Origin of the sequence: Nitratiruptor sp. SB155-2 (genome assembly GCF_000010325.1) — a bacterium.
Taxonomy (GTDB): domain Bacteria; phylum Campylobacterota; class Campylobacteria; order Campylobacterales; family Nitratiruptoraceae; genus Nitratiruptor.
This window is the reverse complement of record NC_009662.1, coordinates 1199985-1213441: the sequence shown is the minus strand read 5'-3', so window position 1 is coordinate 1213441 and position 13457 is coordinate 1199985. Positions and strand designations below refer to the sequence as shown.

The 13457-nt window shown below is 41.3% G+C and carries 10 protein-coding genes; 8 read left to right on the top strand and 2 right to left on the bottom strand.

Annotation, left to right across the window (positions count from 1 at the left end):
* The 3 genes from uvrA to NIS_RS10200 are packed head-to-tail and all read left to right on the top strand — an operon-like array spanning window position 1 to window position 3618.
* Window positions 1–2820, top strand: a complete 2820-nt coding sequence (gene uvrA / locus NIS_RS06380) for an excinuclease ABC subunit UvrA (protein WP_012082563.1) — start codon at window positions 1–3, stop codon at window positions 2818–2820.
* Window positions 2810–3418: an HDOD domain-containing protein gene (locus tag NIS_RS06375; protein ID WP_012082562.1), complete on the top strand. Its 609-nt coding sequence runs from the start codon at window positions 2810–2812 to the stop codon at window positions 3416–3418. The genes uvrA and NIS_RS06375 overlap by 11 nt, the downstream gene beginning before the upstream one ends.
* Window positions 3409–3618 (top strand): hypothetical protein, encoded by a 210-nt coding sequence (locus tag NIS_RS10200; RefSeq protein ID WP_050724139.1) that lies wholly within the window; start codon window positions 3409–3411, stop codon window positions 3616–3618. Before NIS_RS06375 ends, NIS_RS10200 begins: the two co-directional genes overlap by 10 nt.
* On the opposite strand, the gene NIS_RS06370 is transcribed toward NIS_RS10200, so the two are convergent.
* Window positions 3608–3934: a hypothetical protein gene (locus tag NIS_RS06370; RefSeq protein ID WP_012082561.1), complete on the bottom strand. Its 327-nt coding sequence runs from the start codon at window positions 3932–3934 to the stop codon at window positions 3608–3610. The genes NIS_RS10200 and NIS_RS06370 overlap by 11 nt on opposite strands.
* A 50-nt stretch (window positions 3935–3984) precedes the next feature.
* On the opposite strand from NIS_RS06370, the gene polA reads away from it, so the two are divergent.
* Window positions 3985–6651, top strand: a complete 2667-nt coding sequence (polA, locus tag NIS_RS06365; protein ID WP_012082560.1) for a DNA polymerase I — start codon at window positions 3985–3987, stop codon at window positions 6649–6651.
* Between the two features lie 87 nt (window positions 6652–6738).
* Complete coding sequence (gene ccsA, locus NIS_RS06360; RefSeq protein ID WP_012082559.1) at window positions 6739–9873, top strand: cytochrome c biogenesis protein CcsA; 3135 nt, start codon at window positions 6739–6741, stop codon at window positions 9871–9873.
* A 17-nt stretch (window positions 9874–9890) separates the two neighbouring features.
* On the opposite strand, the gene dnaJ is transcribed toward ccsA, so the two are convergent.
* Complete coding sequence (gene dnaJ / locus NIS_RS06355) at window positions 9891–11012, bottom strand: molecular chaperone DnaJ (RefSeq protein WP_012082558.1); 1122 nt, start codon at window positions 11010–11012, stop codon at window positions 9891–9893.
* A 104-nt stretch (window positions 11013–11116) separates the two neighbouring features.
* Between dnaJ and recR the strand changes: the two genes are divergently transcribed.
* From recR to NIS_RS06340, 3 genes are read left to right on the top strand one after another with little or no spacing between them, the layout of a single operon-like run.
* Complete coding sequence (gene recR, locus NIS_RS06350; RefSeq protein WP_012082557.1) at window positions 11117–11689, top strand: recombination mediator RecR; 573 nt, start codon at window positions 11117–11119, stop codon at window positions 11687–11689.
* A gap of 49 nt (window positions 11690–11738) precedes the next feature.
* Window positions 11739–13088, top strand: a complete 1350-nt coding sequence (locus NIS_RS06345; RefSeq protein ID WP_012082556.1) for a class II 3-deoxy-7-phosphoheptulonate synthase — start codon at window positions 11739–11741, stop codon at window positions 13086–13088.
* Complete coding sequence (locus NIS_RS06340) at window positions 13085–13447, top strand: rhodanese-like domain-containing protein (RefSeq protein WP_012082555.1); 363 nt, start codon at window positions 13085–13087, stop codon at window positions 13445–13447. The genes NIS_RS06345 and NIS_RS06340 overlap by 4 nt, the downstream gene beginning before the upstream one ends.
* Window positions 13448–13457: the final 10 nt, after the last annotated feature.

The window sequence follows — 13457 nt, the reverse complement described above, 5'->3', positions numbered from 1 at the left end:
ATGAAAAATCATATAGAAATTTTTGGAGCCAAGCAGCACAATCTCAAAAATATTGATCTAAAAATTCCAAAAAATGCACTCGTTGTCTTTACAGGACTTTCAGGAAGCGGAAAGTCCACACTCGCTTTTGACACACTCTACGCTGAAGGCCAGAGGCGATATATAGAATCACTTTCCAGTTATGCAAGACAGTTTCTCGATAGACTCGATAAACCTGATGTGGATAAAATAGAGGGGCTGACGCCTGCAATTGCGATTGAACAAAAAACCACCAGTAAAAATCCTCGCTCGACTGTTGGAACGATCACCGAGATTTACGACTATCTCAGACTCCTTTATGCAAGAATCGGTCAACAGCATTGCCACCTTTGTGGCAAACCTATTTCGCAAATGAATCCACAAGATATCATAGATGAAGTCCTTAAACTGCCAGAAGGTGCCAAAATGGTCATCACCGCACCTTTAATTAAAGAGAAGAAGGGAAGCTTTACCGATCTTTTGGAGGGACTTCGCCAAAAAGGGTATGTACGGGCCATGATCGATGGTGTGATGGTGCGATTGGATGAGGAGATAGAGCTGAGTAAAACAAAAAAGCACACCATTAAAGCGGTTGTGGATAGAGTGGTGATGAAAGAGGAGAATCGAAGCAGGATTGCCCAAGATATCGAAAAGGCTTTGCAAACAAGCTACGGGGAGGTGGAGATCGATATCCTCAATGGGGATGAGCTTGGAATAAAGTCGCATTTTCACTATAGCGAACATCTTGCATGTTTTGATTGTAAAGTGAGTTTTGAACCATTGGAGCCTTTGAGCTTTTCGTTTAATTCTCCAAAAGGAGCCTGTGAGGAGTGTGATGGGCTTGGTATTCGCTATACGCTGGATCTTCAAAAGATCATCGATCAGCACAAATCGATCGAAAAAGGTGCTATCAAGTTTTTGTATGGGTATAACAAAAGCTACTACTATAAGTTCTTGATGGCTTTTTGTGAGCAGGAGGGCATCGATACAACTGTTGCCTATGAAGAGTTGCCTGAACATCAAAAAAAAGCGATTTTGTACGGAATGGGACAAAAGGTCTCATTTAGATGGAAAAGCCATAACCTTGTTCGGGAGTGGCCAGGCGTTGTAAAAATTGCCTATGATATGTTCCGGGATGAAAAAGAGCTTGGCGAATATATGAGTGAAAAGGTGTGTGACAAGTGTGGCGGTCACAGACTCAAGCAGGAGAGTTTAGCTGTTAGAGTTGCCGGAAAGGGGATAGCCGATATCCTGGATATGCCGATAGAAGAGGCGTATGATTTTTTTGCTAATGAGAGCAACTTCTCCTATCTCTCTGAACAGAAGGCGGCAATCGCTGCTCCCATTTTAAAAGAGATTCGAGAGCGGCTCTTTTTCTTGGTGGATGTTGGACTTGGATATCTCTCTTTGGGAAGGGATGCCCGAACCATCAGTGGGGGAGAGGCGCAACGGATCCGGATTGCGAGCCAGATTGGAAGCGGACTAACCGGTGTGATGTATGTTTTGGATGAACCAAGTATCGGTTTGCATGAAAGAGATACGCTCAAACTTATTCGAACACTGAAAAATCTTCAAAAAAAGGGCAACACTGTCATTGTCGTGGAACATGACAAGGAGACGATAGAGTCAGCCGATTTCATCGTGGATATCGGGCCGGGTGCCGGAAAATATGGAGGTGAAGTTGTATTTGCAGGAAGTGTGGATGAGCTGAAAAAGAGTTCTACTCTCACTGCCCGGTATCTCAGCGGTGCCAAGAAAATAGAGTATTTTCATAGACGTCCGCAAAGTGAATGGCTTCATGTAAAATACGTGACTATCAATAACATCAAAGATTTGAGTGTTTCCTTTCCTTTAAGAAATCTCGTAGCAGTTACTGGAGTGAGTGGCAGCGGGAAAAGCTCGCTAGTTCTGCAAACCCTTCTGCCTGTAGCGAAAGAGGCTTTGAATCATGCGAAGAAGGTTCGAAAAGTAAGTGGTGTAACGATAGAGGGGCTGGAGCATCTCGATAAAGTGATCTATCTGGATCAATCCCCCATAGGACGAACGCCAAGAAGCAACCCTGCGACATATACAGGGGTTATGGATGAAATTCGAGCCCTTTTTGCCAAAACGAAAGAGGCACAGATCAGAGGATATGGGCCGGGAAGATTTAGTTTCAACGTCAAAGGTGGTCGATGTGAGAAGTGTCGGGGTGAGGGGGAACTGAAAATCGAAATGCACTTTTTGCCCGATATCATGATCAAGTGCGACGCATGTAAGGGGAAACGATACAATGAACAGACGCTAGAAGTGCACTATAAAGGGAAAAATATCGCCGATGTTCTTGCCATGAGCGTAGATGAAGCGCTGGAGTTTTTCAAAAACATTCCAAAAATCTATCAAAAACTCAAAACCTTGCAAGATGTCGGTCTTGGATATATTACTCTTGGACAAAACGCCGTGACTTTGAGCGGAGGGGAAGCACAGAGAATAAAACTTGCCAAGGAGCTCAGCCGGAAAGATACGGGCAATACACTCTACATTTTGGATGAGCCGACCACCGGGCTTCATTTTGCCGATGTGGATAGACTCATCAAAGTTTTGCATCATTTGGTAGAATTGGGGAACAGCGTCATTGTGATTGAGCACAATCTTGACGTGATAAAAAATGCGGATTATATCATCGATATGGGTCCTGAAGGCGGTATTCGCGGGGGTAAAGTTATTGCAACGGGGACTCCGGAAGAGGTTGCTGCACAACATAAAGAGACAGGCAGTTTTACGGGAGAATTTTTAGCGAAAGAGTTGAAGCGTGAAAGATGACTTGATAAAGAGGATCAGATCATTACCTCCACTACCAAAAACGATCGATGAGTTTGAAAAAGCGGTTGGTAAAGAGGATGTGGATCTGGAGGAAGTTGTCGAAATATTGCAAAGAGATCCGATGCTCGTTGCCGATATTTTGAAATATGTCAACTCCTCTTTTTATGGTTTGAGAGAAAAAATCGAGGATTTAGGTAGAGCGGTCTCCTATCTGGGAATACAGGAAGTACGATCAATCGTTATGCAAAACTCGATCAAAAAGCTTTTCAACATAGACATGGAACCTTATGGCATTACTGCGGAGCGATTTGCCCACATTTCACATATGCAGTCGAAACTGATGGAGCTGTGGTATAAAAAGCACAATCCTGCAAAGGCGCGTTTTTTAAAACTGGCCGCCTTTTTGCAAGAGCTTGGAAAAATCGTTATTGCTGACATTATCATTCAAGAGGATATGGTCTATCCTTTTCGGTCCGAGATCGAAATGACTAATGATGTAGCCTATGTGGAAAAGAGTTTCGTGGGTGCCAGCGCATCTGAAGTAACAGGAGCCATGTTTGATTATTGGGTTTTGAAAAAGAGCTTGTTTTGTCAATAGAGTATGCAGATAAATATGAAAAGGCTGATACCTATTTTGAAGAGTCATTGGCTTTGCATATTGTCAAAAGAGCAATTCCCATCAATAAGCCTTTGGATGATACAAGTGTAACGATAGCGAAAAATATTGCACAAAAGAATGGCTTGAGCGTTGGGATTTTGGCAAAAGCTGTGGAAGAGTTACGGTCCATCATTGCGTAAAGCACTTCTTGAGCTCTTTTTTTGTTAATGATTTTCCTATACAGATTTTCTGTTTTTGAAGTTGATTAATAGATCGGTGTAGTTTTGCTTCGTAGAAGCTTTGTGGAAAACTCATTAGAAAGACTTTATCACTCGTATCGCTTTTTGGATCAAGTGGATATTTTTTCAAACACTCTTTTCCGCTTGATTTTTGCATGCAAATGATTCTTTGCTGTAAAATCGATATGACCGAGTCGACTTTCTTTATCTCCTGTTGACGAAAAGAGTCTGCAAAAAGAGTTGTAAAACAAAGAGCTGCAAGCAAGAGCATACGCATCACTATCCTTTTTTTGTAAAATTATACACAAGATTCTTACAAGGGCTAACATGCAGACACTGACCATCATTGATACATTTGGCTTTTTCTTTCGAAGTTACTACGCTTTACCACCACTCAAAAGTAAAAAAGGTTTTCCGACAGGTCTTTTAACCGGTTTTATCAATTTCATAAACTCATTAGTGAGTGAAGAAAGAAGCGATTACATCGTATTTGCTTTAGATAGTGAGGGTCCTAGTTTTCGAGCGAAAATCGATTCAGAGTATAAAGCGCAAAGACCGGAACCTCCAGAAGAATTAAAAATGCAGCTTCCCGTTGCCATCAAATGGATTCAAGAGATGGGATTTAAGACGTTGGCAAAAGAGGGGTTTGAAGCCGATGATATTATCGCTTCTCTTGTCAAATGCGCAAAAGAGCAGGGGATCAAAGTAAAAATTGTGAGCCACGATAAAGATCTGTATCAGCTCATTGATGATGGGAAAGTGGTTCTGTATGACCCGATAAAAAAAGAGGAGATTGACGAAGAAAAGGCTACAAAGAAGTTTGGTATTCCTCCAAAGCTCATCAAAGATTATCTGGCATTAGTCGGAGACAGTGCCGACAATATTCCGGGTGTCAAGGGTATAGGTCCCAAAACGGCGGTGAAACTTTTAGAGCAGTTTGGTTCCTTGGAAGGGATTTATGAACATTTGGATGAGGTGAAGCCAGAGAGGATTAAAAAACTCCTTATTGAGGGCAAAGAGAAGGCATTTTTGAGTAAAAAGTTGGTGGAACTTGACGAGAATGTATTCGATCATTGCAATTTGCAACAGTTTCATCTGCCATCCATCAATCCTATCATAAAAATAGCGGACGAGCTGATTGATTATGATATTACCGCAATACTTCGAAAAATAAAGGCTGCACCACTGCAGCAATCAAAAAAACAGAGTGTACAGTTTGAAGCCATCTGTCTCGATACCTACGATAAACTGATCAAAGCTATCCAATCAATCCCAGAGGGTGCGCTGGTTGCGTTTGATACCGAAACAGATGATTTGGACACCAAAAAAGCGAATTTGGTGGGTTTTAGTTTTGCATACAGCGAGGAAAAAGCCTATTATGTGCCCATAGGGCACAACTATCTTGGCGTAGGTGATCAAGTTGGCCTGGATAAAGCACTGGAAGCCATTTCAAAAATCTTTGAACACACTATTATCGGCCACAATCTCAAATTTGATCTCTCACTGCTCTACCGATATGGAATCGATGAGAAAAAAGATATAGTCGATACGATGATACTGGCATGGCTTGTAGATCCTGGAAGCAGTGTAGGACTTGAGAGCGTTGCAAAGCGGTTTTTAGATCACGATATGATCGCTTACAAAGAGACGGTCAAAAAAGGGGAGGACTTTTCACAAGTCTCTATCGATGCAGCTTGCAAGTATGCATCCGAAGATGCTGTCATCACATACATGGTCTATTTCAAACTCCTCGATGCTCTGCGTAAACAGGGAGCATCCCATTTGATCGATGAAGCCAAAAAGGTGGAGTTTCCCTTTGTCAATACCCTTATTCATATGGAGCAAGCCGGAATCAAAATCGACATACCATTTTTTGAAGAACTGAAGAGCTCGCTTGAAAAAAGAATTGATGAAATAACACAAAAGATTTATGAGTATGCAGGAGGCGAATTCAATATCAACTCTACAAAACAGCTTGCGGCAATTCTTTTTGAAAAATTGAAACTTCCGCCACTCAAAAAGACAAAATCGGGATACAGTACGAACGAAACGACATTACAGGCACTCAAAGATAAACATCCGATCATTCCTTTGCTTCTAGAGTATCGTGAACTGTACAAACTCAAAAGTACCTATATCGATCCGTTGATAAACTATGCCAAAAGAGATCCGAAGCATAGAATCTATACAAGTTTTATTCAAACGGGAACTGCTACAGGAAGATTGGCAAGCAAAAATCCAAACTTGCAAAACATTCCTATAAAAACAGAGCTTGGACGAAAAATCCGATACGGTTTTATTGCTGGGGAGGGCAGGCTTCTGATCGGTATTGACTATTCTCAAATAGAGCTGAGACTCCTTGCGCACTTTTCCAAAGACCCGGCATTACTCGAAGCTTTTCAAAAGGGTCGAGATATCCATATGGAAACTGCAATAAAACTTTTTGGAAAAGAGCATGCGAAAGAGAAACGAAATATTGCCAAAAGTATCAATTTCGGGCTTATTTATGGTATGGGCAGCAGAAAACTTGCTGAGACACTTGGTATATCTACGAAAGAGGCAAAAGCCATAATTGAGAGTTATTTTGCATCTTTTCCAACGGTGAAAAGTTATCTTGAATCGGTCGAAAATTTTGCAAAAACACACGGATATGTTGAAACGCTTTTGAAAAGAAGGCGATATTTTGATTTTGCACATGCAAGCGGCGCACAATTGGCGGCATATTTGAGAGAGGCGACAAATACAGTTTTCCAAGGCAGTGCAGCGGACTTGATCAAAATGGCTATGAACAAGATAAAAAATGTAATCGATGAAAAACAATTGGAAGCGAAAATCTTGCTCCAGATACACGACGAACTCATCTTTGAAGTACAAGAGAATCAAGCTCAGGAGCTGGCCGAAGAATTTAAACAGATTATGCAGACCATCCATCCCTTGAACGTACCAATAGAGTGTTCTGTTCAGATAGCCCGTAACTGGGGAGATTTAAAGTAGTTTAAATAAAAATTGTAATTAAAAAAAATGAATGAAATTTTTCAATATTTCTATACAATACAGTAATTTTGCATAAAAGGTCTATTGATGTTCAAAGTCCTACAAAAAGGCTTTTTCTCCATAAAATCCGCGATTATCATGATGTTCATTTTTGCTGTGAGTATCGGCGTAGCTACTTTTATAGAGAACGACTACGGCTCGCAGACCGCATGGGCTCTTGTTTATACGGCGAAGTGGTTTGAGATTCTCCTTGTACTGCTTTCTCTCAATCTTTTGTACAACATTTTCAAATTCAGGCTTTTCCGAAAAGAGAAGTTTTTTACAGGACTTTTTCATCTTGCATTTCTCATCATTATCATCGGTGCCGCTGTTACGAGATATTTTGGGTATGAAGGGACGATGCATATCAGAGAGGGATCAAGTAGCGATACCATCCTCAGTGCTCGAAACTACCTTCAAGTCAAACTGGAAAAGAACGGAAAATACTATCTGTATGAAGAGCCGATCTATTTATCAAAGCTTGGCTCTAACAGATGGGAAAGAAGTATCCGTTTTGGCGATGAGAGAGTGGATATAAAGTTGAAAAAATATCTTCCGAATGCGTCCGTCGAGTTGGTTCCATCCAAAAATGGACCAGCTTACATTCAGGTAGTTTTATCTGCTGCCGGAAGTGGCAGAGTCGAAAAGAGCATCAAGGATGGGGAATTCCTAGACATCGGCGATGCCATTATCGCTTTTGATACCACTATCGACTCCAAAAAGCCTCTTATCAAAGTTGTACGAAAGAATGGAAAACTCTATATTCAAGCTCCCTATGAGATAGAGACTCTGCGTATGGCCGATATGTCTAAAAAACGTTACAAGGCAAATGAACTCGTCCCTTTTTCAAAAGGGCATCTGTACGAAATAGCGGGACTCAATATTGTTTTGAAAAACTTTTTACCTCATGCCCAAACAAAGATAGTTTCCAAAAATCCTTTGGCTAAAAAGAGTGAACATCCGGATCTGTTACTATTTGAGATAGATACCAAAAAGAGTAAAAAAGAGGTCCAGGTATTTGGTAAAAGCGGAACGGAAGGAGAACCTGTTCATGTTCGAGTAGGAGATTTGGATGTGACGATAACCTATGGAGCCAAGCGAATCAAGCTTCCATTTGCAATAAAACTCAAAGATTTTCAACTTGAGCGTTATCCTGGATCCATGAGTCCAAGTTCCTATGCAAGTGAGGTAGTCGTGATCGATAAAGAGCAAAAGAGAGTTTTCCCGTATCGCATCTATATGAACCATGTTTTGGACTATAGAGGATATCGTTTTTTTCAAAGTTCGTACGATATGGACGAACATGGAACAATACTTTCAGTCAACCACGACCCAGGCACTTTAGTTACATATATTGGATATTTTCTATTGGGGCTAGGAATGCTCTTGCACTTTTTTATGCTGCAGAGCCGTTTTCAAAAACTGGCCCGATTGACAAAGAAGGTACAAGAAGAGAGAAATCTTCTTTTACAAAATATGGCAATATTGCTGATGTTTTTTGCTTTTCACCTCCATGCTGCAGATAATTATATCGACGTGGCAAAAAAGCTGAGTAAATCCCATGCCGATAGATTTGGAGCAAACATTTTAGTTCAAGATAACGGTGGACGTATAGAACCGGCTGATACATTAGCAAGGGAGGTTTTGGCTAAACTTGCAAGAAAAGAGGAACTGTATGGACTTGATGCCAACCAATACTTTCTTGGGATGACGGTACGACCAGATATTTTCCAAAAAATAGATATGATCTATGTGCATCATCCAAGGCTTAAAAAAATCATTGGTATCCCTACAAATCAGAAATATGCCTCTTTTGATGATTTTTTTGATCAAAATAACAAAATCAATCCCTATAAACTTGCTCCCTATGTTCAAGAGGCTGTTGCCAAGAAGCCCGCACAAAGGAATCAGTTTGACAAGGATGTCCTTAAAGTAGATGAGCGTGTCAATGTTGCCTATATGGTCTATACCGGAGCACTGCTTCGGATCATTCCCAATCCCCATGACAAACATGGGAAATGGCTCTCTCCAGTCGATGCGATCAAGAGTTTTCCACCGAAAGAAGCGAATCTCATACGACTCATCATCGCCAGCTATTTTCAAAATGTGGATGAAGGGATGAAAAGTGGCGACTGGAGCAAGGCTGACAAATCGTTGGAGGTGATCAAAGAGCTTCAGCACTATTACGGATCTTCGATGATTCCTCCGAAAACGAAGATTGAAGCGGAACTTCTTTATAACAAACTCGATATATTCAACCGTCTCGTCGGATACTATATGCTCATCGGTTTCGTTCTTTTGATATTGATACTGGCGAACCTTGTCAATCCGAAAATAAAAATCGGCCCGGCTGTCAAAATAGGCGTAGCTCTTATTGCTCTTGGATTTTTGGCTCATACCTTTGGTATGGCTTTACGATGGTATGTTGCTGGTCACGCACCATGGAGTGATGGATACGAGTCGATGATCTATATCGCCTGGGCGACGATTTTTGCAGGCTTTTTCTTTGCGAAAAAGAGTCCTATCGCATTTGCGGCCACCGCCTTGTTAGGGGGGCTTATCCTTTTTGTAGCCCATCTGAACTGGCTCGATCCGCAAATAACAAATCTCGTACCGGTTTTGAAGAGCTATTGGCTCATGATTCACGTCTCAGTGATCACTGCAAGTTATGGATTTTTAGGATTGAGTGCGCTTCTTGCTTTCATCGTTTTGGTTCTTTTTATCTTTATCAATGATAAAAATAAGCAGATGATGACACTTACATTCAAAGAGCTTACCTATATCAATGAAATGAGCCTTATTATCGGTCTTGTGCTGGTAACGCTTGGAAACTTTTTGGGTGGTGTTTGGGCAAACGAGAGCTGGGGAAGATACTGGGGATGGGATCCCAAAGAGACTTGGGCTGCTGTAACGATTTTGGTATATGCATGTATCGAACATATCAGACTCATTCCAAAAATGAACAGGCTCTTTTTATATAACGTTCTTTCACTGTTAGGGTACTCTAGCGTCATAATGACCTATTTCGGAGTCAATTTTTACCTGAGTGGAATGCATTCTTACGCTTCGGGCGATCCTGTGCCTATTCCTGAGTGGGTCTATTGGGCGATAGGCTTGATATTTATCATTATTGCATTAGCTTATTGGAAGAAAAGAAAATATGCGATTGATCTGAGGATATAGTAAAGAGCCTCAGCTCTTTACTTTGTAAACCAGTTTTTTACCTTTTCAAAAATGGATGAGAATTTCTCTTCGTGTGGCTTGCTCTCTACGCCAAAACTCTCTTGCAGTTTATGTAAAAGTTCTTTTTGTTCATCATTGAGCGATGTAGGATAGATGATTTTTACTTGCGCGATCAAGTTGCCTTTTTTACCCGTATGGACATTTTTAAATCCTTCCCCTTTGAAGACAAACTGCTCTTTATCTTTTGTACCTACATTGAGTTGGAGCTCGCGCTCACCTCTAGGCGTTGGAATGGTGATCGTTTCTCCCAGAGCAGCTTGTGTGAAAAATATAGGAACTTCCATATAGATATCGTCGTTGTATCGTACAAAGTGATCATCTTCTTGTACGAAAACAGTAATGTAAAGATCCCCCCTCATTCCAGAAGCGGAGACATTTCCTCGACTCTGAGCGCGGATCCTGTTACCACTATCGATCCCTTCAGGAATATCGATGGTAATTTTCTCTTTTTCGATGCGATACCCTTTGCCACTGCACTCTTCACAATGCTCTTGTGCAACCTCGCCTTGGCCATGGCATCTTGGACATGTTTGGGAAAAGGTCATGAAGCCTTGTCTATAATAGATCTGACCACGACCGTGACACTCAGGACAAGCAGTCAATTTGCCATCTTTCGCTCCGGTTCCCTTACATGCACTACATGGGACCTTGAAACTGTAATGAACCTCTTTTTGTGTACCAAAAAGAGCCTCTTGAAAACTGATTTCCATTTCAATGGAAAGATCGAGAGGATACTTTTCATCACTTCGTCTTCTGCTTCCAAAACCTCCCCCGAAAGTTTCTCCAAAAACGGATTCAAAAAAGTCCATGATATCATCGAAACTTTTTTGGTTGAAGCCGCTAAAACCCTGATTTTCAAGGCCTGCTTTGCCATACTGGTCATACAGTGCCCTTTTCTCTTCATCGCTTAGCACTTGGTAGGCTTCATTGATGAGTTTGAATTTCTCTTCTGCCTCTGGATTGTCGGGGTTTCTGTCGGGATGGTATTTAAGGGCGAGTTTTCTATACGCTTTTTTAATCTCTTCAAAACTAGCGTTTCTGTCTACTTCCAAGAGTTCATAATAATCGATATCAACCAATCTGCTTTCCTTTTAAGCAATTTTTAAGTCGCTTTAAGTTTATCAAAAGAATCGTTATAGAAAGTTGAATTTTTGATATAATTTTGCAAAAAAATGGGGGAGTATTGAAGGGAAAACTCAAAAAATTCTACAATCTGGTAGAGGCTTTAGAGACGCTTCCATCCATCGGGAAAAAGAGTGCCGGGCGTTTGGCTTTCCATATGGTCCTACACAGTCCCATGGATGCATTGAAACTTGCCCATGCAATCGAAGATGCGGTCAGTTCCATTCACAGGTGCACTCAGTGCGGAGGACTCAGCGAAGATGAGCTATGCTATATCTGTAGTGACGAGTTACGAGACCGCTCATCTTTGTGTTTGGTAGAGAGTGCACGAGATATCTACGTGATCGAAGAGAGTGGAGAGTACCATGGACTCTATTTTGTTTTTGAATCTCTCAATGAGCGGATCCTTGCTAATCTCAAGGAGATGATCAAAAACAACGGTGTTCAAGAGATTATATTTGCATTTACTCCCTCTATGCAAAGTGATGCCACTATGCTTTACATCGAAGATCAGCTCCAAGAGTTTCATCTCCATTTTACGAAAATCGCCCAAGGAGTACCTACTGGGGTGCATCTTGAAAATGTTGACATGCTTTCTCTATCCAAAGCTATAAGTGAAAGAGTTAAGATATAACTCACCCCTTTTTTTGGTATAATGTGCCAAATTTTTAAAAGAGGTTATCATGAGTTGGAGTCCAAGCAGTTGGAGAAACTTTCCTATAAAACAGCAGCCAGATTATAAAGATAAAGAGCTACTTCGAAAAATCGAAGAGGAGATCAAAACATTCCCCCCTCTTATATTTGCTGGAGAGGCAAGAGAACTAAAATCGAAGCTCGCCAAAGTCGCCAAAGGGGAGGCGATTTTACTTCAAGGCGGGGATTGCGCGGAGAGCTTTGCCAATTTCAATGCAGCCAATATCCGGGAACTTTTTAAAGTACTGCTGCAGATGAATATGGTGATGATGTATGCCACGGGAAAACCTGTTGTCAAAATTGGTCGAATAGCAGGCCAGTATGCAAAACCAAGAAGCAGCGATTTTGAAGAGATTAACGGGATTAAGCTGCCAAGTTACCGAGGAGATATCGTTAATGATGTGGAGTTTACTCCTGAAGCGCGAGAACCCAAGCCACAGAAACTTTTAGAAGCATATTACAAGTCTGCAGCAACGTTAAATCTCATTCGCGCCTATGCACGAGGTGGATTTGCCGATTTGCGGGCGATTCACAAGTGGAATCTGGAGTTTTTAAAAGGGAATGAACTGGAAAACAAGTTTAAAGAACTTGCAGACAAGATTACTCAAGCACTCCATTTTATGGAGGCTTGCGGGGTTGATCCGGATAATACGCCGCAACTGAAGCAGACGACACTCTATACAAGTCATGAAGCGCTTCTTTTGGGATATGAAGAGGCATTGACGAGGAAAGACTCCTTTACGGGAGAATGGTATGATTGCAGTGCCCACTTTTTGTGGATAGGTGATAGAACAAGGGCATTGGATGGGGCCCATGTGGAATTTTTTAGAGGGATAAAAAATCCAATAGGCGTCAAAGTTGGTCCATCTATGCAAAAAGATGAGCTTCTTGCACTGATAGATAAGCTCAATCCGGAAAATGAGCCGGGGAGATTGACTTTGATCGTTCGTATGGGTGCGGAAAAAATTGCCGATATTTTCCCTCCACTGCTAAGAGCTGTAAAAGAAGCGGGTAAAGAGGTTGTTTGGAGTATCGATCCGATGCACGGTAATACCTATAAAACAGAATCCGGCCTGAAAACAAGAGATTTTGAAAAGATTTTAAGCGAAGTCAAACAGTTTATCCAGATCCATCAAAGTGAAGGTACAATACCTGGTGGGATGCATTTGGAGATGACTGGCAGTGATGTAACGGAGTGTACGGGAAGTATCAGTGCTTCCATCACAGAAGAGGGTCTGCAAAGCAGATATCATACCCAATGTGATCCAAGATTGAACGCAAATCAAGCACTGGAGCTTGCATTTATGGTTGCTGAGACATTTAAAGATTTACAAAAATGAGAACCCTTTTTGTTTTTCTTTTTTTGACAGTAACACTATTTGCCTACACCGACCTGGATGCCAAAAGCTTTTATAAGCTTGCACAACAAAAGGATGTGATACTTCTTGATGTTCGAACCCCTCAAGAGTATCTCGAAGGTCACATTCCTGGTGCTAATCTCATCCCCCTTCAGCTGTTTCGGTACCTTTTTCTTGGTGGCAAAGGAATAGCGGACAAAAGGATATTGGTTTATTGTCATAGTGGTAACAGAAGTGTCGAAGCGAGTAAAATGCTGGAATCCTGGGGCGCCAAACGTGTCTATAATCTAAAATATGGTATATTGGATTGGAAGAAGCGCTCTTTGCCGCTTCAAAAATGATATAAAAATT